Origin of the sequence: Bacillus cereus group sp. RP32 (genome assembly GCF_040459735.1) — a bacterium.
Lineage (GTDB): Bacteria > Bacillota > Bacilli > Bacillales > Bacillaceae_G > Bacillus_A > Bacillus_A wiedmannii.
Genome location: NZ_JARVHO010000001.1, coordinates 710,832 through 734,945, shown reverse-complemented (window position 1 = coordinate 734,945; position 24,114 = coordinate 710,832). Strand labels below are relative to the sequence as shown.

Genomic DNA, 24,114 nt, shown 5'->3' with positions numbered 1-24,114 from the left:
CCTTTCTTATCCTCCTATATAAGACATTTCAATTTTCGGACGATTCTTTGCACTTTCTTCTGTCCGTTCATCCGAATACCTGTCTTTTCTATTCATCCATACATCTTGTATAACGCTTACTAACTCATCATCCGAAAGATTTCCTCTAAGAAGTTCCCTTACATCCAATCCTTCTGTCGCAAATAAGCAAGTATAAAACTTTCCATCTGCCGAAATTCTTGCTCTCGTACAAGAGGAACAAAATGACTCTGAAACAGAAGTAATAAAACCGACTTCGATATTTGTTCCAACGTAACGATATCGCTTCGCAACTTCACCGAAATAATGCGCTTCAGCTGGCTCAAGTGGATACACACTATGAATCATTTCAATTAATTCTTGCTTTGTAACGACTTGATCAAAGTTCCATCCATTTGTACTACCAACATCCATAAACTCAATAAACCTAAGTGTGATTCCTTGCTCTTTAAAATAAGCAGCCATCGGAAGTACTTGATGTTCATTCATCCCTTTTTTCACAACCATATTTACCTTTACATCAAGCCCGGCCTCTTTTGCAGCCATAATTCCCTTTATAACAGGTTTCGTATTGATATTCCGGCCATTAATGTCCTTAAATACATCGTCATCTATTGCATCCAAACTAACATTTACTCTATGTAATCCAGCTTCTTTTAATGCTTTTGCTTGTTTCGTTAAATGAATTGCATTTGTCGTTAACCCTATATCTACTAACCCTTCAATTTTCACGAGACGAGCAATAAGTTTTGTTAAATCTTTACGCAGTAGTGGCTCGCCACCAGTAAGTCTAATTTTTCGTACACCGATGCTAACAAATAGTTTTGCCAAACGCTCAATTTCATCAAACGTCAGTAAAAACTCATCTTTCAAAAAAGCATAATCTGGCCCAAAAACTTCCGCTGGCATACAATATGTACATCTAAAATTGCAACGATCAATGACAGATATGCGCAAATCTTGAAGTGGGCGTCCAAAAAAATCTGTAACCATCTCCTGCATCGCCACCCTCCCTTTCTGTCAAATTTCTCTCTTTTCATTCTATTATAATATATTTTCGAACTGCGATGTTTTTGCTCAAGTGAATAAAGTGAAACTTTCCTAACCAATTAGACTTCCTACTTATAACGAGATAAAAAACCTTGAAGCATAAAAGCCCCAAGGTTTTCTCCCTATTAACTTAACCTAATAATAGTTAGTGTAGCTCCTGGTGTTGTCGTAGATAATGTAGCTATTGCAAGTAATCCAAATAACTGCAGACTAATAGCAGCTCCAGCAGGCAAATTAGCAATGATTGTCGCATTAAACGAACCTGTAGCTACTGCTGGTGAATTAACGGTTCCTGCAAGTTGAACCCCATTTACAGTTATACGTGAACTTACGAGTAAAGCTGCCGTTATATTAATTGTATAAGCTATATAATAATTCCCTGCATTCGCAACTGTGAATACCGTATTCGTACCATTAACAGTGATCCCTGGACCAATATTTTGATTGTTCGGTAACGGTACATTCGTACCACCTAACAGAACAGAAATAGCACTTCCTGATGTATTATTTGCAAATGAGTACGTTGCAGTTGTACTAACTCCGGTCACACCCGTTGCTCCAGTAGCCCCGGTTGCTCCCGCTCCAGTCGGGCCTGTTGGACCTTGGATTCCTTGTGGGCCTTGAATTCCTTGAGGACCGGTCGCTCCGGTTTCTCCAGTGGATCCCGTTGGGCCTTGTGGACCTTGAATTCCTTGGGGACCTTGTGCTCCGGTTGCCCCAGTATCCCCTGTTGGGCCTTGTGGACCTTGCAATCCTTGCACGCCTTGTGGACCGGTTGGACCTATTTCGCCTTGAACACCTTGAATTCCGGTTGGGCCTTGTGGACCGGTCGGACCTTGCACCCCTTGTATCCCCTGAATTCCCTGCGGACCTTGTGAACCTGTTGCTCCTGTCACACCTTGGATTCCTTGTGGGCCTTGGTCTCCTTGAATTCCTTGTGGACCAGTTGGACCTTGGATTCCTTGCAATCCTTGAATTCCTTGAGGGCCTTGATCTCCTGTTGCTCCAGTTACTCCTTGAATCCCTTGTGGACCTTGAACACCTTGCGGACCGGTTGGGCCTATTTCGCCTTGAACACCTTGAATTCCTTGGGGACCCTGTAAGCCAGTCACTCCAGTTGCTCCTGTTTCTCCTGTCGCTCCTGTCACTCCAGTTGAGCCTGTCGCCCCGGTTGCTCCTGTTGGTCCAGGTGGTCCACCAGATGGACCTGTCACTCCCGTCGGACCTGATGGCCCCGTTGGACCAGTCGGTCCTGCAGGCCCTCCAGAAGGACCTGTTATCCCTGTTGGACCAGTTACTCCTGTCGGTCCTGTAGTTCCTTCCCCTGTCGCTCCAGTTACGCCCGTATCTCCTGTTACTCCTGTTGGACCTTGGATTCCTTGAATTCCCTGTGCCCCCTGCACTCCTTGTGCTCCCGTCGGACCTTGGATCCCTTGAATACCTTGAATTCCCTGTGCTCCCATTGGACCTGTTGGACCTATTTCCCCTTGAGTACCTTGAACCCCTTGCGGCCCCTCTGGACCTGTTGCACCTATATTCCCTTGTACACCTTGTATTCCAGTTGCTCCTTGTGCTCCGGTTGCTCCTGTTACACCTTGAACCCCTTGGATTCCTTGAATTCCTTGTTGACCTTCTGGACCGGTTGCTCCTATTGGCCCTTGAATTCCCTGTATACCTTGCGGACCCTCTGGACCGGTTGCTCCAGCTGGTCCTGGCACCCCTTGTATTCCTTGCGGACCCTGAATCCCTTCTGGGCCTTCTGGGCCTGTTTGTCCTATCTCACCCATCGGGCCTTGAAGCCCTTGAACTCCTTGTATTCCCGTTTCTCCTGTTGGCCCTGGTACTCCTTGGATTCCTTGTGGACCTTGATCTCCAGTTGCTCCGGTTGCACCTTGAGGTCCTATAGCCCCTTGTATACCTTGTGTTCCTTGATCTCCAGTTGCCCCCGTTATCCCTTGAATCCCCTGAACCCCTTGGGTTCCTTGCAGTCCCTGTGCTCCTGTTTCTCCTGTACTTCCAGTCGGACCTGTATTTCCCATTACTCCAGTTGCACCTGTACTTCCTGTTGTCCCTGTATTTCCTGTTGCTCCCGTCGCACCTGTACTCCCACTCGGTCCGCCCCCCGGACCTGTCGCACCAGTTGGCCCCGTTGGACCAGGAGGTCCTCCAGATGGACCTGTTATCCCTGTTGGACCTGTTATGCCAGTCGGACCAGTAATCCCCTGACCTGTCGCTCCTGTTGCTCCCGTATTTCCACTCGGTCCTTGTGAGCCTTGTATCCCTTGAGGTCCTTGTATTCCTTGCGAACCAGTTGCTCCTGGTACTCCTTGCACTCCTTGTATTCCTTGAGGTCCCTCAGGTCCAGTAGCTCCAATTGGCCCCTGTAATCCCTGTATCCCCTGTATACCTTGTGCCCCAGTCGCTCCGGTTGGACCAATCGGACCTTGTAACCCTTGCACCCCTTGAGGGCCTGTCGCTCCTGTTGCTCCTTCTGGTCCCCTCAATCCTTGTGGCCCCTGCTGTCCTTCTGGACCAGTTGCACCCATTTGTCCAACTGGTCCTTGAATCCCTTGGACACCTTGAGGACCTGTCGGGCCCATCTCCCCCATCGTACCTTGCAATCCTCTTGGTCCTTGTGGGCCAGTCGGACCTTGTGGACCGGTTGGACCAGTAATCCCAATGCCAGTAAATCCCGTTGGAACAGGAGGAAAAGTAGGTCCAATAAGATTTGGTGAAATTCTGAAATTAGAGTTTAATGAATTTTGTTTATCGCGCTCTTTCACACTTCCACCACCTACACACCATCTTTTTTACATGAAACAAACCTCTTCTTAATATGTATTTATAAAAACAATCTCAAAGACTATTTTTATTTCAAATAAATAAAAACCCCCTTAATTCCTTAAGGGAGTCCAGCAGTTGAATCCATATTATCTGTATTAGGGACAGCTTGTGCTATACTCGATGCGTTTACACTTTGCCCCATATTTGTTCCTGTTACAGTACCAGCAGGAGTGCCTCTTGTATATGTTGTCGTCACCGAATCACCTGGCTGTAAACAAAGCTTCGTCTCCGTCCCTATTACTGTAACAACATCGATCCAAGTGCACCCCATTGAGCCACTATACGATTTCGTAGCAGTAAATGACGTATCACTCAAATTATCACCAGTAAATATATTCCCAGTGTTATTCACAATAACAAACTCTTTTATATGAGCAGGCATAATTACACTCTACCTTTCCTCTATGAACCTAATGTACGTGTACTCGTTGCTAATGGCGGAAGAAACACTGATGTTCTAATCACCGCTTCTGACTGTCTTTTCCCATTTAAAAAAATAGCCGCACTCGATCCTCCAGCACCTGCGTATATTTTTGCTACAGCTAAAGGTGAGATATCATAACAGTCACCGACATTAACAGCCCCTGTATTATTAATAATTTTTACTTTCCGCAAGTTAATCCCCATTTACCTATCCCCCTTTTGTACACTGTATGCAAAAGAAAAAAACTTGAAACAAACACGTTTCAAGTTTTTTTAACTACTTATTTAATTTCACCTTCATATTGAAGCATACCGCCAACCATGTTCATTGTTTTAAATCCTTGCTCATTTAAATAATGACATACATTTTCACTGCGCATCCCCGAACGACAAATAAAGATATATTCATTCTCTTTATCAAAGAAATCTACTTTATTTGGGATATCGCCCATTTTAATATGTACAGCTTCTGGAATTTTCCCTGTTGCTACTTCTTCATCTTCCCTTACGTCTACTAAAAATAACGTTTCTCCATTTTCTAAACGCTCTTGCACTTCTTCTGTAGTAATTGTTTTAACTTCTGTCATATTTCGTTCCTCCTTATATACAATAAAACCTTTAGTCTCTTCCTTAAACAAGCAGATCTAGTCAATTTTAGCATGCGAAAGAAAGAACGCAAAGAATGGAAATTTTATTTCTCAATTTTCTCGCAAAACTTATTCTTTACAAACATAACTCGTGCATTGTATCCTCAATATACTTGTTTTATGAAAGGAGCCAATGAAAATGACACTTTTTCTTTTCATTACGGGCATCATTTTCTTAATCGCCGCAATTATTGCACTTAGTATGAAGAATAATAAAAAGATAAAATCACCACAAGAAATGTCATTCTTATTTCTATTGCTTAGTATCGCATTCTTCGGTATAGCAATTGCCACATATATTTTCCGTCTACAAATCATGTAAAAAAAGGTGCCTACTACATACATCGCACCTTTTTCACACCATTTATTTTCTACACCAAACTAGACACTTTCCGATTTAAAAATTCATAAACTTTCTTTTCAAATAAATGAATATCAAACGCTCCCGCCATATGCCCATTTATACTTTCTATCTCATACACTTCCGCATATTTCCCTTGTTTTTGCAAAATATCTACCATTTTATAATTATAACGTGATGGCTGAAGCAGGTCTTGTTTGCACGGAATCATAAGTACATTCGCTTCTATGTTAGACAGTGCCTCTTCTAAAGATGAAAATCCATGCGCAATATCATGTAATAAAACTGCTTTCGCAGTATATATCCACGAATTTGCATCTACTAAAGCTATACTTCTTTTTGTAACTTTATTTATTTCTCTCTCAAATGATGTTAATGTAGAAATCTTTTCATAAGGGTCTACTTCTATACTATTACGAGGAAATGTTGTTTCATAAAAATGCTCATCAAACGCGTTCATAAACATCATTCTATTTGCTAAATGAAGCCCCTTCATTGGCTGCTCTTCTCCGTATTTTCCGCCCTTCCAACTTGGATCTAGTTGAATAGCCTCAATGGCATTTTGCGCTACATTTACCGACGTAATAATTGGATTTTGCGGATTCGTAATAACACCAATCATCCGCTCTACCATATGAGGATAATGAACAGCCCATTGCTGTGCAATCATCCCGCCAGCTGACGGTCCCATTACAGCATATAGCCTCGAGATCCTCATATCTTTGATTAACTCATATTGCATACGAGCTACATCAAGAAATGTAAAAACCGGAAAGTCCATCGCATATTCATCTCCAGTTTTCGGATTAATCGATTTCGGTCCTGTTGTCATCACATAAGGGTTCTTCACCTGCACATTACAAAGATTATCAGTGCATATAACGAAGTATTTATTTGTATCAATTGCTTTTCCTGGTCCAATTAAACCATCCCACCAGCCAGACTCCTCATCATGCGCCGTATATTTTCCTGCCGCATGACTCGTTGCACTAAAGTAATGACAAACCAAAATCGCATTTGACCTCTCTCTATTTAAAATACCATACGTCTCATACCCCATTTGAACAGGAATTTCCCTGCCATTTTGAAATGTAAACTCTTTTGAAATAAACTTCTCTTTTTTCACAAATTGCACAGACTCGCCCTCTTCCTGACATAGTATGAATTGCTTACTAAAGGATTTTTTCTATGCAAACCAATCTCCTCCTCCTTTTCATAAATAAATGAATAATATACAAAATTAGCCACAAAATAGCACTATATTACACAATTAAAGAGGGCATACATATGATTTGGAATTGGCTACGTAAGAAAAAAAAATCAAATACAACAGAGAAAAGCGAAACAGATAACTCGGAGCAACAACTTAACAATCAAGAGGATGATAACCAAAAACAGACTAGAAGTATGAAGCATAATAAAGATAACAATGGCGAGCAAAAAAAAGAGGAAAACAAGGATTCTTCTCAAGACAAACAGCAACATTCTAAACAAGGCGAATCAGCTCAGGATAAACAACAAAGTTCTCAACAAGACGACTCGAATCAGGATAAACAACAAAGTTCTAAGCAAGACGACTCGAATCAGGATAAACAACAAGACTCTAAACAAGATGATTTGAATCAGGATAAACAACAAAGTTCTAAGCAAGACGACTCGAATCAGGATAAACAACAAGGCTCTAAACAAGATGATTCGAATCAGGATAAGCAGCATCATTCTAAGCAAGGCGAATCAGCTCAGGATAAACAACAAAGTTCTAAACAAGACGACTCGAATCAGAATAAACAACAAAGCTCTAAACAAGATGATTCGAATCAGGATAAACAACAAAGCTCTAAACAAGATGATTCGAATCAGGATAAACAGCAAGACTCTAAACAAGATGATTCGAATCAGGATAAACAGCAAAGTTCTAAACAAAATGACTCATCTCAAGATCAACAGCAACACTCCAGAAATAATAGTATTTATGATTTTACAAAACCAGAAAAAGACCGTATTCATTCTCTACAAGATTTAATAGAAAAGCTCAAAAAGTCTAGTGATTTTGTTAATTACCATACATCCGACGATGAAACGATGCCCTATTGGATTTCTTACTATCGACCTTCGCTTGATGGTGAGAAATTGCAAAAGTATTTAATGCCTACTCTTTTAGAACGACCTAACGCTTCACTAGAAGAGCTGAAAGAACATATTCCGATGAGCGGCATTACAATTACGAACGATTTACAAAAAATTGAGGATATGGTTTTAAAAGGGCATGCAATTATTCAATTGAATCAGCAAGATCAAAAGTGTATGCTCGCAAACATTGCAATTGATAATTATCGCGCACCAACACCTCCTTTAAATGAATCAACTGTTATCGGTCCTCAAGAAGGTTTCGTAGAGGATATTGATACAAATATTAATTTAGTACGAAAACGTCTTCCAGTTTTAGATTTACAAACAAAAGAAATGATTGTCGGTGAGTTTTCCAAAACAAAGGTTGTCATGATGTATTTAGACAACCTCGCTGAAAAAGATAATGTAGATTTTCTCGAGGAGTCATTACGCGCTCTTGAATATGATCAAATTAATGATAGTGCTTATATACAAGAACTAATGGGAGAAAAGTCAATTTTCCCCCTCTATATCAATACAGAACGTACTGATAGAGTTACAAAAGCACTCATTGATGGGAAAATCGCTATTTTTGTGGATGGTTCTCCAAGCGTTCTACTAACACCTGTATCTTATTTTGATTTTTTCATTTCGCCAGAAGACTATAACGTTTCCTGGTTATACGCTACATTTTCAAGGATTTTAAGATTAATCGCCGTTCTATTTTCAATTTGTGCTACACCGTTATACGTTGCAATTTTAAATTATCATTACGAACTCATTCCAAGTGATTTACTTGAGACTTTGATTTTATCAAGGGCACAAGTACCGTTCCCACCTTTAATTGAGGCACTCTTTTTAGAACTTGCAATCGACTTATTAAGAGAAGCTGGCGCGAGGTTACCAATGAAAGTTGGTCAAACACTCGGTATTGTAGGCGGTATCGTAATCGGACAAGCATCTGTACAAGCTGGGTTAACGAGTAACATTTTATTAATTATCGTTGCCTTGTCAGCACTTGCTTCCTTTATTACACCTATTTATAAAATGGGTAATGCAGTTCGACTACTACGTTTTCCATTTCTTATGTTTGCAGAAATAGGCGGATTGTTCGGGATTTCTCTTGGATTTATCTTTTTATTTACTCATCTATTCAGGCTCACTTCCTTACGTAAACCGTACGCTTTGTTTTATCCAACGAGACAACAATCCGTTAAGGACTCTTGGATTCGTTTTCCCTTAACAATGATTGATACAAGAGATGTACAAGCAAGACCACAACATGTAAAAAAAGCAGCGAAAGGAATTTCAACAAAACATAGATCAGACTTTGATGATTAAGGAATGAGGTGCATTGATGAGTAAAGTTCAAGAAAAATATCAAATATCACCTGTTTTTGTCTTCTTCTTAATTCACGGTGCACAGTTTGGAGCTGGCGTTCTCGGCTTCGCTCGAATTACTGCCAAGACCGCTGGATACGACGGCTGGATAGGCGTTCTAATCACAGGACTCTGTATCCATCTCCTTATATGGATGATGTATTTTTTATTAAAAGAAACAAACGGAAATTTAATTGATTTACAACGACAAACGTTTGGAAAGTGGATAGGGAATGTCTTTAATATCATCTTTGCAGCCTATTTTTTAATCGTCAGTATTTCGGTTATTCGAACGTATGTTGAAATTATTCAAGTATGGATGTTCCCAACTGCTTCCACGTGGATGTTAACACTCTTTTTGTGCTTAGTTAGCTATTACATTATCTCTTCTGGATTTCGTGTCATTACCGGTATTTGCGTCATCTCTGTTGGTGGTACATTAGGATATTTATTTCTAAGCTTATTCGTTTTGAAATACTCACATTGGGATAATTTATTACCTATATTCACACATTCTTTTTCAGACATTTTAAAATCCGCTCAAGTGTCAATCTACAGTATGACCGGTTTTGAAGTTTACCTCATGGTGTATCCATTTGTGAAAAAGCCTATGCAATCTCATAAATACGCTCAGCTTGGAGCACTATTTTCAAATCTTCTATATTTATTTAGCACCCTTTTAGCCTTTGTATTTTTTAGTGAAAAACAATTGTTAAAAACGATATGGGCCCAACTTTCTATGACCCAAGTCATTCAATTACCATTTATAGAAAGACTAGAATATATTGCAATTTCAGGCTATGCACTCGTTATTATTTCAAGTTTTATCCTCCCTTTATGGGCATCAATGAGAGCAACCCATGAAATATTCCGTGTAAAACAAAGAGGTGTTTTAATCGCTTTTATCTTTATCACTCTCATTGTTTCACAACTTTTAACAAACAGACACGATATTAATAATTTTATTAGTAATGCATCAAAGGGGAGTTTTTGGCTTATTTATGTATACATCCCAATCCTATTTATTATTGTGTGGGTGAAAAGAAAATGGAAAAAATCAAAAGCAAATTAATACTTATTTCTTGTATAGCACTTTTTAGTTTAACTGGATGTTTACAAAAAAATATTATCGATGATGTACAACTTATTCAAGGAACCGTTTTTGATACAGCAAAGGATAATAAAGTAAAAGTAACATTCGTTTGTCCCATTCAGAAAAAAGGAAATAAAGTTCAAGTTTTTGAAGGTACCGCAAACGCTGTAAAACAAGTAAAAGCAGACACATCTTTAGAGTCTTCCCAACCATTTGCTAGTGGACAAATGCGTGTTGCTTTATATACTATAAGACTTGCCAAAAAAGGCATGTCTACTTCATTCGATACATTACTTCGAGATGTGAATATAGGGAACGCTTTATATGTTGCTTTACTTGAAGGTAATGGTACTGAACTTTTGAAAGGAAAATATACGACTTCATACAATGTTGCAATTTATATAAAAAAATTGTTAGAGCATAACATGGAAACGGGTCCTTTACCAACGGATAATCTGCATGTAGGAGCATTCCGTTATTATCAAGAAGGGAAAGACTACTATATTCCAATTTTAAAAAAGCATGGTGATAAAATAAAAATCACTGGAATCGGCCTTTTTAAAAAGGATAAATATATCGGTAAAATTGCGGAAAAAGATATGTTCATATTTAAAGGGCTATTAGAAAAACATAAATTAGATTCACATGAATTTAAAACCGATTCTGCGTACGTAATGATTAATAACATTCTTTCTGTTCCAACTTACGATATAAAAATTAAAAATGGAAAGCCTTCTTTCTTCATTCACATTCATCTTGAGGCGCGCATTCAAGAACTATCGAAACAAATTAACTTAGAAAATAACAAGAACACAAAAAACATTGAAAAAGATGTACAAAAACAATTAAATACACAAGCTGCTAAATTAATTAAGCAGTTTAAATCTTTAGGCGTCGACCCCCTTGGACTAGGGGCTAAATATAAGCAACATTATCGTCCATTCAAATTAGAAAAATGGAGACAGATGTACAAAGATGTCCCCGTCACTGTAAAATACACCGTAAACATTACAAATTCTGGTGTGATTGAATGAGAAATGATTGAACTCCTCTCCCCGGCATGATACAACGGAAAGAGGAGTTTTTATTTTAGATAGAGAGAGAAGATATTTATGGGGGAGCTTATGTCTAAAAAATTAGTAAAGCCTATTTTAAATGGTATTTTATTTCTCGGCGTCTTTTTATTTGCTCATACATATTTAAAAAATGTTTCCTTCACACGTTATTTACTTGTCGTTATACCAATGTTGCTCGTTGGTATGTTTGGCATCGATCTTATTTTATCCATTTTAATAAAAGAAGAAAAATAACGAGCAGGGCCATCCCAAAATTATTTCGGGATGGCTTTTTTTTATTAACGGGTTATGTTTTGGCATTTAGTCGATATACGCTCTCCCTACCTTAACTAAAAGATGAAACTTTTGAACAGTCCCTTTTCATTTCATAATCACCCTATGTTACAATGAGATTCGGACAAAGCGAGAAAGGATGAAACAACATGACAAACGAAAAAGGTTTAGATAAAGGGTACGAACTTGTTGCAAAAATGCATGAAGAGTTCGGACATCCTGTGACAAATACTCCAACAAAACTAACAGAAGAACGTGCAAAAATCCGTGCAAGTTTTATGCAAGAAGAGCTAGAAGAATTTCTAGAAGCAACGACTGTTGAAGATCAATATGATGCACTGATTGATCTTATTTACTTTGCATTCGGAACGTTTGCAGAAATGGGCGTACGTCCAGATAAAGGATTCGAAATTGTAAATAACGCAAACATGGCAAAATTATTCCCTGATGGGAAACCTCGATTCCGCGAAGGCGATGGCAAAATTCTAAAACCAGAAGGCTGGCAAGCACCAGAACCACAACTTCGTGCTGAAATCGAACGTCAGCGCAAAGAAGCTGAAAAAAACTGCTAGGATTTCCTAGCAGTTTTTTATTATGTCTTTTTTTCTGCAATTCATTAATGCCCCACGTGTCCCGCATGCCCTGCTGCTCCACTAATGCTAGCCGCTCCTGCCGCTGCTCCTGCTGCTCCCGCTCCAATTCCACCTGCCCAAGGAGAAGATTGTTGCTGTTGTTGATATTGCTGATATTGTTGCTGTTGTTGACCCTGTTGGCCTTGATGACCGTGCTGACCTTGGTGAACGTGCTGACCTTGGTGAACGTGTTGGCCTTGATGACCGTGTTGACCTTGATGACCGTGCTGACCTTGATGACCATGTTGGCCTTGATGGCCGTGTTGACCATGATGGCCGTGTTGACCATGATGACCGTGTTGACCATGATGACCGTGTTGACCATGATGATCGTGTTGACCATGGTGGCCTTGGTGGCCTTGGTGCATTTGATAAAGAACAGCTTGCGGATGAATGTGATGATGTCCGTGGTGATGTACTTGTTGCCCCTGATGGCCGTGATGGTGGTGATGACCATGGTGATCGTGTTGGCCTTGGTGATGGTGATGACCATGATGGCCGTGATGACCTTGGTGATGATGGTGTCCATGATGGCCGTGTTGGCCTTGGTGATGATGGTGTCCATGATGGCCGTGTTGGCCTTGGTGATGATGGTGTCCATGATGACCGTGTTGGCCTTGATGGTGGTGATGTCCATGATGGCCATGAACAACTTGCGGATACCCACCTATTCCTCCAGCTACAACACCTACTCCCGGTACCGGAAATCCTGTCTGCACTCCTCCAACGAAAGAAGGAAATGTAGTTGGTGCTCCTACTGGAATTCCTGTTTGTACGCCAGCTACCGATGTTGGAAAGCCTCCTGCTGCTCCACCCATCCAGCTCGGAATTCCACCATATCCTTGTTGGTCAGCTCCTCCCATTAACATCATTTGTTCATAACTACCCGATCCACCTCCGAAGAAGCCATGTGGTGCATTATTGTCCATCCCTTTCATTCCTTTCACCTCTTCTACTTAATTTAGCCTACCTTTTTTATCATATTTCCTATAAAAAAATAGGTGTTTGTCTGTATTGGAATTCCGCTCTTTTATTTGTACGCAGTGGAATGATTGAAAACTTAGATGAAGGTGATCCTGAGATTATTTTCTACACAAAAAAGCTCAGAGTATAAATACTCTGAGCTTTTATTTAGAATGAATTAGTTTGCAACAACGTTAACAAGTTTTCCAGGAACTACAATTACTTTACGAACTGTTTTTCCTTCGATTTGTTCTTGAATTGCTTCAAGTGCAAGTTGTTCCATTTCTTCTTTTGATGCATCTTTACTCATTGTTAGTTTTGCGCGAACTTTGCCCATAATTTGAACAACGATTTCAACTTCATCTTCTACAAGTTTAGACTCATCAAATGTTGGCCAGCTTGCATATGTGATTGTTTCATTGTATCCAAGTTTGCTCCATAGTTCTTCCCCGATGTGAGGTGCAACTGGTGCAATCATTTTTACGAAACCTTCTACATATTCTTTCGGAAGTGTTTCAGCTTTATATGCATCGTTGATGAATACCATCATTTGAGAAATCGCTGTGTTGAAGCGAAGCTCTGCATAGTCTTCTGTTACTTTCTTCACTGTTTGGTGGTAAGCTTTTTCAAGCTCTTTATTTGGTACATCAGTAATTTTCTCACTTAATTCACCATTATCTTGAATGAATAGACGCCATACGCGGTCTAGGAAACGACGAGCTCCGTCAAGACCATTTTCAGACCAAGCAATCGAAGCATCTAATGGTCCCATGAACATTTCGTATAGACGAAGTGTATCTGCACCATGGCTTGCTACGATATCATCAGGGTTTACAACGTTACCCTTTGATTTACTCATTTTCTCGTTGTTTTCACCTAGAATCATACCTTGGTTGAATAATTGTTGGAACGGCTCTTTCGTTGGAACTACACCGATATCGTATAATACTTTGTGCCAGAAACGAGCATATAGCAAGTGAAGTACAGCGTGCTCCGCTCCGCCGATATAAATATCAACTGGAAGCCATTGTTTTACTTTTTCAGGATCTACAAGTGCTTCGCTATTGTTTGGATCGATGTAACGTAGGTAATACCAGCAGCTACCAGCCCATTGTGGCATTGTGTTCGTTTCACGACGACCTTTTTTACCAGTTTCAGGATCAACAACGTTTACCCACTCTTCAATGTTAGCAAGTGGTGATTCACCTGTACCTGAAGGACGGATGTTTTCTGTTTTAGGAAGAACTAATGGTAATTCTTCTTCTTTCACAGCTGTCATTGTGCCATCTTCCCAATGGATTACTGGAATTGGCTCACCCCAGTAACGTTGACGGCTGAATAACCAGTCACGTAGACGGTACGTTACTTTTTGATTTCCTGCGCTCGTTACTTCAAGCCATTCAATCATTTTTACGATTGCTTCTTCTTTATTTAAACCATCAAGGAATGCTGAGTTTACGTGCGCACCATCACCTGTGTATGCTTCTTTCGTAATGTCTCCGCCTTTTACAACTTCCTTCATTGGAAGATTGAACGTTGATGCGAATTCATAGTCACGCTCATCATGAGCTGGAACTGCCATTACAGCACCTGTTCCGTAAGTTGCAAGAACATAGTCAGCGATCCAGATTGGTAATTTCTCGCCATTTACTGGGTTAACTGCGTAAGCACCAGTGAATACACCAGTTTTCTCTTTCGCAAGTTCTGTACGCTCTAGGTCACTCTTCATTTTAACAGAGTTAATGTAAGCTTCTACAGCTTCTTTTTGCTCTGCTGTTGTAATGTCAGCAACAAGCGCATGCTCTGGAGCAAGTACACAGTAGCTCGCACCAAATAGTGTATCAGGACGCGTTGTGAAAACTGTGAATTTCTCGTCTGTACCATCGATGTTGAAGTGTACTTCTGCACCTTCAGAACGACCAATCCAGTTACGTTGCATATCTTTTAAGCTTTCTGGCCAATCAAGCTCATCTAGATCTTCTAATAGACGATCTCCGTAAGCTGTAATTTTTAACATCCACTGTCTCATCGGACGACGCTCAACTGGATGTCCACCGCGCTCACTCTTACCGTCAATGATTTCTTCATTTGCAAGTACTGTACCAAGTGCTGGGCACCAGTTTACAGGTACTTCATCAACGTAAGCTAAACCTTTTTCAAATAGTTTTAGGAAGATCCATTGTGTCCACTTATAGTAGTTTGGATCTGTTGTATTTACTTCACGATCCCAATCGTAAGAGAAGCCTAATGCTTTAATTTGATTACGGAACGTATTAATATTAAGCTCTGTAAATTCTGCCGGGCTGTTTCCAGTATCAAGTGCATATTGCTCTGCTGGAAGACCGAACGCATCCCATCCCATTGGATGAAGAACGTTATATCCTTGCATACGCTTCATACGAGATAAAATATCTGTCGCTGTATAACCTTCTGGATGTCCTACGTGTAGACCTGCACCTGATGGATATGGGAACATATCTAGTGCATAAAATTTTGGTTTTTCTGTCTCATCTGGCGTACGGAATGTTTTATTCTCTTCCCAGTACCCTTGCCACTTCTTCTCAATATTTTGATGATTAAAGCTCATGAGATACCCTCCTTGAAATTCTATTTATTTTCACCGCCCAAAATACAAAAAACCTCTCATCCCTAGAAAGGGACGAGAGGTTATAGATTCCCGCGGTACCACCCTAAATTAATGTAAAAATATACATTCGCTTAGATCCGTAACGTGGATTAACGGCAATTGCTACTACTAGTTTCACAACTGCAACTCAAAGGCGAGTTCATAACGAAACGTGGATTGACTTGCACCGACCGTCAACTCTCTAAACCAGCTTCTATTACTACTACTCCTTCTCACTGTTATTACAAATATAAGTTAATGTGAACTACCCACCACTTCGTATCTCTAAAGAGCTTACTTGAAGCTAAGGCTTCTCGGTTAATCGTTACTCTTAATAACTAACGAATTCGTCTTAGGACAGCCGAGCTATCTCCCTTGTTCCAAAGGTTGTTTTATTTAAATATATTCTAAAACATGTTACATGTTCCGTCAAACTAAACTGCAATTTTTTCTTCTACTGTTTCTTCTACTTTTACTCGTTTATCATACATGCTCGTTGCAATAATCGCTACTACAAGCATTACCATGATTGCTATAAACAATACTTCCATATTGTATAAATCAACAATCGCTCCGCCAACGACCGGTCCGAACATTTTCCCTACGGTCGCCGCGCTATTTACAACACCTTGATAAAAACCTAATTTATCTTTTGGCGCAAGTATATTTGCAATCGTTGGAACTGCTGGCCAAACGAATAACTCACCAATTGTTAAAGTTACCATCGCAACGAGGAACATCGTAAATTGCTGCGCTTGACTTAAAACAATGAATGACGCCGCAAAAATAAAGATCCCAATCATAATTTGTTGTTTTAAAGAACGCTTCATCCAGCGAATTAGCATACTAACTAATGGCTGCGCACAAACAATCATCGCTCCGTTTATCGTCCATAATAAACTGTAGTGACGAAGGCTAATGTTTAATTCTTGCATATGTGTTGCAATCGCCCCTTGCCACTGCACGTATGTAACCCAGCATAAAGCATATGCTACACATACGATAAGAAGCGCTTTGAAGCCAGGTGTAAGCGACCAACCTTTTTTCGTTTCGACTTCTTTTTGCACTCCTGGCTCTTTTTTATCTTCCATACCACGGAATCCGATAAAAGCAATTAAGAAGAAAACAAAGTACAAAACAAAATTGGCTAAGAAAATATAATCAAAACGGTAAGATGCAACTAAACCACCGCACGCTGTTCCGATAGCAATACCAACGTTTTGCCCAACATACATCGCATTAAATGCTCGTCTTCCGCCCTCTGGCCAAACCGTACCGACCATCGCATACATCGATGGGAAGACCATTCCAGAACCAAAGCCGATTAATGCTAGCCACACAACATATAACGGCCAACCGTGGAAGAACACAAGGCCTAAAATCGATACAAGTGTAATGACAATCCCTACTAAAGTTGATTTATAACCGCCCCATTTATCAAACAAAACACCGCCGAGCAAGTTTCCGATTACACCAGTAAGCGAGTTGATCATTAATACCATTCCGGCCACAGATAAAGATTTTCCTAGGTGATCATGCAAATAAATTGTATTAAAAGGCCATAAAAAAGAAGCACCCGTGACATTAATAATCATCCCAGCTACTAATAGCCATACTTTCCTTGGCATAGTCTCCCCTCCTATTCTATTTTTTTCGTTCATCTATAACAGTAAAATTGTAGTCGTTTTTAAATAGGAAGGCAACTGATTAATAGTTGATGAAATTCAGATAATGGTTTTTCGGTAAATGAAATTATATGAATTGTCACTTGAAAATATATCAGCGAATCTCAAAATATGTCAGCGATTATTAAAATATATCGACTTACCGACAAAAAACGACATCAACAACAATATATAAAAAAGGAAGACTGCATAAAGTTCATCCAGTCTCCCCCTTATTTATACTATCCAACTTCTTTTTCTCGCTTCGCACGTTCTTTCGCACTCCATTTAAATATTTTATCTAGTAGAGAGTATATTCTCCCAGACTCCTTCGTTAATAACGGTCCTAACGATGCTAATATTAAAACGTACAGTGCAGAGAACGGTTTAATCGTTGCCATTAAACCACCCGCAATGCCGATATTGGCTACAATAATGGAGAACTCTCCGCGTGATACGAGGGTTAAACCGATATTCGTAGAAGCCTTATGCGATAACCAAGCTTTACGTCCCGCCATCATTCCAGCTGTAAAATTACCGATGAGCGTAATGAAAACTGCTCCTAATGCCAACCACACTGCTCCTCCAAGTGAAAACGGATCTATACTTAAACCGAAACTGAAAAAGAATATGGCTCCAAAGAAGTCACGAAATGGAACGACGAGATGCTCAATCCGATCACTATGCTCTGTTTCAGAAAAGACGAGTCCTAACAATAATGCTCCAATTGCCTCAGCAACATGAATCGTTTCTGAAAATCCTGCTACAAAGAATAAAATGGCGAATATTACAATAATAAAAATTTCGTTTGACGAAATATCTAATACTTTATTTAGAAACGGCGTAGCTTTTCTAGCGATTACAAAGAATAGTAGCATATACCCTACCGCGATTAACACCGATGTAAGAGCACCTACAAATGATGTTGCACCACCGAGTACTAACCCTGAAACGACTGATAAATATACAGCTAAAAAGATATCATCAAACATAATGATTCCTAATATTAATTCAGTCTCTTTATTACCAGATCTTCTTAAATCAACAATTACTTTTGCAACAATTGCACTCGATGAGATTGTAATGATTCCAGCAATAATTAATGTTTCTAATAAGGGGAAACCCATAACATATCCATAAAGTAAACCTAATATGAAATTAAGCGATATATGAATACTCCCCCCAAAAGCAATCGACTTTCCTGATTTAATTAATTTTTTTATTGAGAATTCTAAACCTAAGTAGAATAAGAGGAATATGACGCCAACACGGCCGAGGAAGGAAATAACTTCTCCGCTTTCAATAAACCTTAAATCGATAAGTCCTAAATCTGGGGCATGAGGCCCCACTAACATACCGAGTATAATGAGAAACGGAATAATCGAGAACTTTAACTTCGCAGCGAGGATAGCTGCAAAAGCTACTAATACTAACGCAGTTCCAACTTCAAAGATTAAAGTATCCATCGATTAGGAATCACCTCCTGCTGAAAGCAATTCATTAATAATTCTTTTCACTTCATGTCTTTCACCCGACAATACGAGCATATCGCCAGCTTCAATAATAGAGTCTGGACCTGGATTAAAGAATTTCTTCATATTCTTTTTCAAAATAGCAATAATCGTTACGTTATATGTTTTTCTGACATGTAAGCTACCAATTGTTTGTTGTACTACTGGTGCATTATTCTCCACCTTAAACCATTCAATTGATAATCCTTCAAAAGCCATCTCAATTGTGTCTAGCGCTTGCGGCCTATATACCATTCCGCCTAATATAGCCGCAATTTGTCTCGCTTCAGAATCACGAAGAGAAATGCTTGAAATACTCTCATCGTGATCCGCATCAAAATGATACATTTCTCTTCGGCCATCATCATGAATAACGATAACCATTTTTTCATTACCTTTTGTTATCACTTCAAATTTACATCCAATGCCCGGTAGTTCACTCTCTCTAATATTCATATTTTCCGCCTCCTAAAGTTTTTAGTTACGGCTTTTACAAATCTACATCAATCTCTGTTTTAAACTTCTCATCTTTTGAGATTCCTAAATACTTGAGCGTTTCTGATGGGGTTGCGTGATGAAAATGCTTTTGCAATAGCGCAATCGCTATTCCTCTTTTGTACGCATGAAATCCAAATGTTTTTCGCATTGAATTCGTTCCAATCTTTCCAACAATCCCAACCGCTTCAGCTGCACTATGAATAACGCGATACGCTTGTTGGCGTGAGATTGAATTTTTCGTTTTATTAGATTGAAATACGTAGTTTTCTCTTTGAGCATCAATAGATTTTACATACTCTAAAAGGGCTTCTTTTACTTTTGTATTTAAATAAATATCTTGTTTAAATTTTTCATCTTTCACAGGAAGAGAATAGAACTCTTTAACAGTTCCATCTTCATTCAATACCTCTTCAAATTTCATACTAAGTAGTTCCGTGATCTTTAATCCAGTGTTAATTCCAATAACAAATAAAAGATAATCTCGCTGCGAGTGCTCTTTTAAATACTTTTTCATAGCCTCAATTTGGCTTATATCTTTTAATGCCTCTACAACTTCCATACATGTATCTCCTCATCTTATGAACAGTAATTTTCTCATTATCCTGTCCATTTTACCTTATCATGCTATGAGATTTCCATGTATTATCCATTATTTTCACAATATACGACTTAGGTCTGACAATTTTTCATTTGGAAATTTATGATTGTACAAATACGGGGTGGGTAGAAAAATAGGGGATACAAGTTCAGCTTCTTTCTATAGATCGAATCCTCCTTTCGTTTTCCAGTTGCTGATACTCATATATTATGTTACTTATTTACATTATATTATATATTTCAGTAACATTAAAGTGTTTTTTCTGAAAATATAAAAAACCGAGTACTTTCACTCGGCTTTTTACCTATTAATCTTCTTTCGGAAGAACAATTCCTTTATACAATTGAACTGTAATGAAGTAATAAATCGCATAAATAACTACGAAAATTACGATTGGTACCCAAATACGGAAGTAAGGATCCATTAAAATAAATCCGAAAATATTCATACCAACTAATACGTGAGCGATACCCACAATTGCCGGGAATAAGAATACTAAGAATAACTCTTTATAAATCGATTTCGTTAATAACTCACGGCGCACACCGATTTTACGAAGCATTTGATAACGCGTAATATCTTTTGATGCACCAGAAAGAATTTTAAACATTAAACAACTTGCCATCATTGCTAAGAAAGCAATTCCAAGGAAGAAGCCCATAAACACTGTTCCACTCGCAATGCCATAGAACCCATTGTAAGCTTGATATTTACTATCCATTCTTTCAGCTTTTACATTTTTATATTTAACTAGCTGCAACTCGTCAAGTTTTTTCCACTCTTTTGTATATGTTAAGAAGTCATCTGTTTTTCCGATAAATGCTATACCTTCTTTACCATTTATCCCATCGTACATTTTTTGATCTACAATTTTAATTGCATGATCTTCATATAGATAAAATGGCTGAATTGTTCTGAAAGCCTCGTTCCATTCTTCTGGAAGTTCTTTAGCACTCGCATCTTTTTCATTCATTTCTCTAGAAACTACACCTACTTGTAGTTCCTCTGAAACGTTCTTCGTATTCACTAAATCTTTCATTGACTCCATATTTGCCATATCTCTTATTAAAGGACGATTTTTCTCTAAATCCTCTTTTACATAGTAAACATATTTATCATCTAATTTGTAACGATATTCACTTTTCTCTTTAAATGTAATACCATCCAAAATTTTCTTTTCTTCAGCTGTTGGATTATGAACCACTGAATCATAGATTACTAAACCATCAACCATTTTTATAACGTTATTTTTAAACGCCATACCACCTGAAATTGCACCGGCTCCAAGAGCAACTAACATCGCTACCGTCGCAAGTACTTTCGTTAAACTATTAATTCTGAAGTTTAATTGTGCAAAAGTAAAAGCGTTAAGTCCTTTTTCACTACGCTTCTTATTACTTTTTAACTTTTTAATAATAACCGGAAGAAGTGATCCAAATAGCATGTAAGTACCAGCTGTTGTTGTAATTAATGCAATAAGGATTCCCATCTCTCTTAGTTTTTCCATGTAAATCATTGATGCATAGCCAATTCCTAATAAAATAACCGCAAGGAATGCAACTAAACCTGTCATTTTTCCTTTTACTGCAACACGTTCTGTTTGTGCATCTGCATGTACAAGTTGCAGTACAGAAATACGTGATAACTTAATACTGTTCATAATTGCTGATAATACAAATAATGCAAAGAAGAAGATGCAAGTAACAGTCATAGATGGAAGGTAAAACGCTTTATACCCTTCACCAGCAAATTCTAATTGTTTCATTAATAACTGCCCGATACCTTCTGCAAGTCCTACACCAACTGTAATACCAATCGCAAGAGACGCAGCACCTAATACAATTGTTTCAATAAACATAAGCAATGTAACTTTATGTTTTTTTGCTCCTAACATCATGTACATACCAAACTCTTTTTGACGAAGAGATAATAAGAAAGAGTTCGCATATAAAATATAGAAGAACGTTATAATGGCTAGTAAAAATGAACCTGCCTGGAATACGAATCCAATTGATTGAATAACTGAGTTAGATTCGATAAACGCTTTATTCAGCGCTAACGTTTGGAACATATAAAAAATTGAGATAGACATGACAAGACCAACAAGTAAGACGATATAATCTTTCAGCTTACTCTTCAGCCCCGACATGGAAAGTTTAAATAACATACTGGAACCTCCTTTCTTACGCTTTTTGTGTACCTAAATCTGCAAGTACATCTAAAATTTCTTTGTAGAACTCTTCACGCGTACCACCGCGATGAATTTCTTTATATAGCTCACCATCTTGAATGAATAAAATACGCTGACAGTAACTTGCACTATACGGATCATGTGTAACCATCATAATAGATACGCCTTGTTCTTCATTTAAGTTTGTCATCGCATCAAGTAAACTCGCTGCATTTTTAGAATCAAGAGCTCCTGTTGGCTCGTCCCCTAAAATAATTGCTGGCTCATGCACAAGTGCGCGCGCTGCTGCTGAACGTTGTTTCTGTCCACCAGATACTTCAGATGGATACTTTTGAAGAATTTCTGTAATCCCTAACATACCCGCTACTTTCTCTACTTTTGGTCCAATGTTACGTGATGAAACTCCTTGAAGGGAAAGTGGAAGTGCAATGTTTTCATAAATAGATAAATTCTCTAATAAGTTGAAGTCTTGGAAAATGAATCCTAACTTTTGTGAACGGAAATCAGAAAGTTCACCTTGCTTCATTTTCGTAATGTCCGTACCCGCAATTTCAACAACACCGCCCGTTGCTTTATCAAGCGTTGAAATTACATTTAATAATGTCGTTTTACCAGAACCAGATGGTCCCATAATTCCAACAAACTCACCCTCTTGAATTGAGAATGAAACACCTTTTAATGCGTGTGATTGGTTCTCACCTTTTTTACCGTACACTTTTTGAACGTTTTTCACGTCTACAACTGGCTTCGTCATATATATCCTCCTACGCTTGTTTTTCCATTACCTATTTTGCGCTTTTTAGAAGAGAACTGCTATTTGTTAACATTACAATTACCTTACACTTTTGTAAGATAAAAAAGGGGAGCGTGTAAGGTTCGTTTTTTCTTTTTGATCAACTTCATTGGTGAATGAAATTTTATCAGCGATTCTTCCACTTTTATCAGCGATTTTCAAAATATAGCGACTTACCGACAAAAGATAACAAGAAAAAAGGGCTGTTCCACAAAAGGAACAGCCCACTTCTCTCTTTATTTCTTTAAAGGTGTTACCGTCCAATACGTAATAACACGCCAAATCCATTCTAGTGGACCCATTTTAAAGATTTTCATCCAAATTACACTAAACACAATTTGAATAGCATAAATTGCGATACATACATATAACGTCTGCATGTATGTTAAGTTTCCTGCAAAGTTACATACACTACCAGCAATTAAAATCATTGCAGTTTGTCCGATATAATTCGTTAAAGCCATACGACCGTAGTATTTCAATGGTGCTAACAATGTTTGAACTGGTTTTAACTGAAGTAATAAAATTAATGCTCCTACATAGAAAGCTGAAATAATTGGTCCAACTGTAACACCAATTTTTAAGAATTGACCTGCAGCGTCCATTGTTCCATCTTCATTCATAATTATCATATTTACAAATGGATTAGCAGGAACGTGCCCATATTGATACCATAACGCTGCAACACTTAAAACAAACATAATGCCTGTAAAAATAGCGACTTGTTTGATTTTTGCTGAAAGGTTTTCAAACACTTTATACTGCCCTGCAGCAAGACCTAATAAAATTAAACCTAATGGTAATAATTCCTTAGCTGCCATAATACTAAAAGCTATCGTAAGAATAAGACCGAGTACTACATTCACTTCTTTTTTCGCTTTATAAAACGGTAAAACGACTAATCCACAAATTGCGTATAACGCTAGTGCTTCTCCAGGCTGAAACATTTGATGAATTAAACCAAAAATAAATAGTGCAACTACGCGGCGTAGAAATAGAACGTACCCATTCTTCCCTTTCGCAATTGCTCTTGTAATAAAGATGTAGAATCCTACTCCAAATAAGAATGAGAAAATCGAGAAGAAACGACCTTCTACAAATAAGTATAGAAACCTTTGATAACTGGCATCTACTGTATTAGGATCGGGTACCTTAATATTTAGTAGTGCAAGAATATTTACTAAAATAATCCCCAGTAATGCGAAGCCACGAATGTAATCTAACTCATCAATTCGTTTGTTTGTAATGTTGTTCCCCATAAAGCAACTCCTTGTCCAAAATTTAATCCTCCCTTACTCTACTGGAAAAGTAAGCTTACAACTATCGGCAAACCTTACAGAAATCTTACATTATTGTCATATAGC

21 protein-coding genes, 1 pseudogene and 1 other annotated feature are annotated in these 24,114 nt (G+C 38.5%); of the genes and pseudogenes, 7 read left to right on the top strand and 15 right to left on the bottom strand.

Features of this window, described 5'->3' with window-relative positions; translation table 11 throughout:
* Window positions 1-6: 6 nt before the first annotated feature.
* From moaA to QCI46_RS03715, 5 genes are all read right to left on the bottom strand, one after another.
* Window positions 7-1,020 (bottom strand): GTP 3',8-cyclase MoaA, encoded by a 1,014-nt coding sequence (gene moaA / locus QCI46_RS03735; RefSeq protein ID WP_087984854.1) that lies wholly within the window; start codon window positions 1,018-1,020, stop codon window positions 7-9.
* A gap of 173 nt (window positions 1,021-1,193) precedes the next feature.
* Entirely contained in the window at window positions 1,194-3,851 is a 2,658-nt protein-coding gene (locus QCI46_RS03730; protein ID WP_353839623.1) for a BclA-related collagen-like exosporium protein, read from the bottom strand.
* 119 nt (window positions 3,852-3,970) lie between these two features.
* Entirely contained in the window at window positions 3,971-4,294 is a 324-nt protein-coding gene (locus QCI46_RS03725; protein WP_353839622.1) for a hypothetical protein, read from the bottom strand.
* Between the two features lie 20 nt (window positions 4,295-4,314).
* A complete protein-coding gene (locus QCI46_RS03720; protein ID WP_064474525.1) occupies window positions 4,315-4,539 on the bottom strand; it encodes a spore germination protein in 225 nt (74 codons plus the stop codon).
* Between the two features lie 77 nt (window positions 4,540-4,616).
* The gene (locus tag QCI46_RS03715; RefSeq protein WP_353839621.1) at window positions 4,617-4,922 is read right to left on the bottom strand and encodes a rhodanese-like domain-containing protein; all 306 of its coding nucleotides are present in this window, start codon (window positions 4,920-4,922) and stop codon (window positions 4,617-4,619) included.
* Window positions 4,923-5,121: 199 nt separating this feature from the next.
* On the opposite strand from QCI46_RS03715, the gene QCI46_RS03710 reads away from it, so the two are divergent.
* Window positions 5,122-5,304, top strand: a complete 183-nt coding sequence (locus tag QCI46_RS03710; RefSeq protein ID WP_000171896.1) for a hypothetical protein — start codon at window positions 5,122-5,124, stop codon at window positions 5,302-5,304.
* Between the two features lie 49 nt (window positions 5,305-5,353).
* On the opposite strand, the gene QCI46_RS03705 is transcribed toward QCI46_RS03710, so the two are convergent.
* Window positions 5,354-6,478 (bottom strand): homoserine O-acetyltransferase family protein, encoded by a 1,125-nt coding sequence (locus tag QCI46_RS03705; protein WP_483299009.1) that lies wholly within the window; start codon window positions 6,476-6,478, stop codon window positions 5,354-5,356.
* Window positions 6,479-6,630: 152 nt separating this feature from the next.
* Between QCI46_RS03705 and QCI46_RS03700 the strand changes: the two genes are divergently transcribed.
* From QCI46_RS03700 to QCI46_RS03680, 5 genes are all read left to right on the top strand, one after another.
* A complete protein-coding gene (locus tag QCI46_RS03700) occupies window positions 6,631-8,793 on the top strand; it encodes a spore germination protein (RefSeq protein ID WP_353839620.1) in 2,163 nt (720 codons plus the stop codon).
* 16 nt (window positions 8,794-8,809) lie between these two features.
* Window positions 8,810-9,904 carry a spore germination protein gene (locus QCI46_RS03695; RefSeq protein ID WP_353839619.1) on the top strand — a complete coding sequence of 365 codons (1,095 nt, stop codon included), beginning with the start codon at window positions 8,810-8,812 and terminating at the stop codon, window positions 9,902-9,904.
* Window positions 9,880-10,959 (top strand): spore germination protein GerHC, encoded by a 1,080-nt coding sequence (gene gerHC, locus QCI46_RS03690; RefSeq protein WP_353839618.1) that lies wholly within the window; start codon window positions 9,880-9,882, stop codon window positions 10,957-10,959. Before QCI46_RS03695 ends, gerHC begins: the two co-directional genes overlap by 25 nt.
* A 90-nt stretch (window positions 10,960-11,049) precedes the next feature.
* Window positions 11,050-11,235 carry a hypothetical protein gene (locus QCI46_RS03685; RefSeq protein ID WP_000038782.1) on the top strand — a complete coding sequence of 62 codons (186 nt, stop codon included), beginning with the start codon at window positions 11,050-11,052 and terminating at the stop codon, window positions 11,233-11,235.
* A gap of 188 nt (window positions 11,236-11,423) precedes the next feature.
* Window positions 11,424-11,846 (top strand): pyrophosphohydrolase domain-containing protein, encoded by a 423-nt coding sequence (locus tag QCI46_RS03680; RefSeq protein WP_048562049.1) that lies wholly within the window; start codon window positions 11,424-11,426, stop codon window positions 11,844-11,846.
* A gap of 44 nt (window positions 11,847-11,890) precedes the next feature.
* Here the strand turns inward: QCI46_RS03680 and QCI46_RS03675 are convergent, their stop codons facing one another.
* The gene (locus QCI46_RS03675) at window positions 11,891-12,844 is read right to left on the bottom strand and encodes a hypothetical protein (RefSeq protein WP_353839617.1); all 954 of its coding nucleotides are present in this window, start codon (window positions 12,842-12,844) and stop codon (window positions 11,891-11,893) included.
* A gap of 95 nt (window positions 12,845-12,939) precedes the next feature.
* Here QCI46_RS03675 and QCI46_RS03670 point away from each other — a divergent pair.
* A pseudogene (locus QCI46_RS03670) lies at window positions 12,940-13,020 on the top strand (GNAT family N-acetyltransferase); the annotation flags it as partial.
* 27 nt (window positions 13,021-13,047) lie between these two features.
* Here QCI46_RS03670 and leuS read toward each other — a convergent pair.
* The 8 genes from leuS to QCI46_RS03630 all read right to left on the bottom strand — a co-directional run bounded on the left by leuS (window position 13,048) and on the right by QCI46_RS03630 (window position 24,009).
* Window positions 13,048-15,456: a leucine--tRNA ligase gene (gene leuS / locus QCI46_RS03665; RefSeq protein ID WP_353839616.1), complete on the bottom strand. Its 2,409-nt coding sequence runs from the start codon at window positions 15,454-15,456 to the stop codon at window positions 13,048-13,050.
* A 65-nt stretch (window positions 15,457-15,521) separates the two neighbouring features.
* Window positions 15,522-15,741 (bottom strand) — a binding site (T-box leader).
* Between the two features lie 188 nt (window positions 15,742-15,929).
* A complete protein-coding gene (locus QCI46_RS03660) occupies window positions 15,930-17,123 on the bottom strand; it encodes an MDR family MFS transporter (RefSeq protein WP_327958121.1) in 1,194 nt (397 codons plus the stop codon).
* A gap of 278 nt (window positions 17,124-17,401) precedes the next feature.
* A complete protein-coding gene (locus QCI46_RS03655) occupies window positions 17,402-18,625 on the bottom strand; it encodes a cation:proton antiporter (protein ID WP_353839615.1) in 1,224 nt (407 codons plus the stop codon).
* 3 nt (window positions 18,626-18,628) lie between these two features.
* A complete protein-coding gene (locus QCI46_RS03650) occupies window positions 18,629-19,126 on the bottom strand; it encodes a cation:proton antiporter regulatory subunit (protein WP_001026048.1) in 498 nt (165 codons plus the stop codon).
* Between the two features lie 34 nt (window positions 19,127-19,160).
* Complete coding sequence (locus QCI46_RS03645) at window positions 19,161-19,727, bottom strand: tyrosine-type recombinase/integrase (protein ID WP_353839614.1); 567 nt, start codon at window positions 19,725-19,727, stop codon at window positions 19,161-19,163.
* A gap of 346 nt (window positions 19,728-20,073) precedes the next feature.
* Window positions 20,074-21,933: an FtsX-like permease family protein gene (locus tag QCI46_RS03640; protein ID WP_353839613.1), complete on the bottom strand. Its 1,860-nt coding sequence runs from the start codon at window positions 21,931-21,933 to the stop codon at window positions 20,074-20,076.
* A 16-nt stretch (window positions 21,934-21,949) separates the two neighbouring features.
* Window positions 21,950-22,711: an ABC transporter ATP-binding protein gene (locus tag QCI46_RS03635; protein ID WP_000165855.1), complete on the bottom strand. Its 762-nt coding sequence runs from the start codon at window positions 22,709-22,711 to the stop codon at window positions 21,950-21,952.
* Between the two features lie 275 nt (window positions 22,712-22,986).
* Entirely contained in the window at window positions 22,987-24,009 is a 1,023-nt protein-coding gene (locus QCI46_RS03630) for a DUF418 domain-containing protein (RefSeq protein ID WP_088064618.1), read from the bottom strand.
* Window positions 24,010-24,114 lie beyond the last annotated feature (105 nt).

Coding starts and splice junctions, on each gene's coding strand:
- QCI46_RS03650 (WP_001026048.1), bottom strand. CDS start 19,126: ATGAATATTAGAGAGAGTGAACTACCGGGCATTGGATGTAAATTTGAA.
- gerHC (WP_353839618.1), top strand. CDS start 9,880: ATGGAAAAAATCAAAAGCAAATTAATACTTATTTCTTGTATAGCACTT.
- QCI46_RS03685 (WP_000038782.1), top strand. CDS start 11,050: ATGTCTAAAAAATTAGTAAAGCCTATTTTAAATGGTATTTTATTTCTC.
- QCI46_RS03710 (WP_000171896.1), top strand. CDS start 5,122: ATGACACTTTTTCTTTTCATTACGGGCATCATTTTCTTAATCGCCGCA.
- QCI46_RS03680 (WP_048562049.1), top strand. CDS start 11,424: ATGACAAACGAAAAAGGTTTAGATAAAGGGTACGAACTTGTTGCAAAA.
- QCI46_RS03660 (WP_327958121.1), bottom strand. CDS start 17,123: ATGCCAAGGAAAGTATGGCTATTAGTAGCTGGGATGATTATTAATGTC.
- QCI46_RS03640 (WP_353839613.1), bottom strand. CDS start 21,933: ATGTTATTTAAACTTTCCATGTCGGGGCTGAAGAGTAAGCTGAAAGAT.
- QCI46_RS03715 (WP_353839621.1), bottom strand. CDS start 4,922: ATGACAGAAGTTAAAACAATTACTACAGAAGAAGTGCAAGAGCGTTTA.
- QCI46_RS03700 (WP_353839620.1), top strand. CDS start 6,631: ATGATTTGGAATTGGCTACGTAAGAAAAAAAAATCAAATACAACAGAG.
- QCI46_RS03635 (WP_000165855.1), bottom strand. CDS start 22,711: ATGACGAAGCCAGTTGTAGACGTGAAAAACGTTCAAAAAGTGTACGGT.
- QCI46_RS03675 (WP_353839617.1), bottom strand. CDS start 12,844: ATGAAAGGGATGGACAATAATGCACCACATGGCTTCTTCGGAGGTGGA.
- QCI46_RS03645 (WP_353839614.1), bottom strand. CDS start 19,727: ATGGAAGTTGTAGAGGCATTAAAAGATATAAGCCAAATTGAGGCTATG.
- leuS (WP_353839616.1), bottom strand. CDS start 15,456: ATGAGCTTTAATCATCAAAATATTGAGAAGAAGTGGCAAGGGTACTGG.
- QCI46_RS03720 (WP_064474525.1), bottom strand. CDS start 4,539: ATGGGGATTAACTTGCGGAAAGTAAAAATTATTAATAATACAGGGGCT.
- QCI46_RS03655 (WP_353839615.1), bottom strand. CDS start 18,625: ATGGATACTTTAATCTTTGAAGTTGGAACTGCGTTAGTATTAGTAGCT.
- QCI46_RS03695 (WP_353839619.1), top strand. CDS start 8,810: ATGAGTAAAGTTCAAGAAAAATATCAAATATCACCTGTTTTTGTCTTC.
- moaA (WP_087984854.1), bottom strand. CDS start 1,020: ATGCAGGAGATGGTTACAGATTTTTTTGGACGCCCACTTCAAGATTTG.
- QCI46_RS03725 (WP_353839622.1), bottom strand. CDS start 4,294: ATGCCTGCTCATATAAAAGAGTTTGTTATTGTGAATAACACTGGGAAT.
- QCI46_RS03630 (WP_088064618.1), bottom strand. CDS start 24,009: ATGGGGAACAACATTACAAACAAACGAATTGATGAGTTAGATTACATT.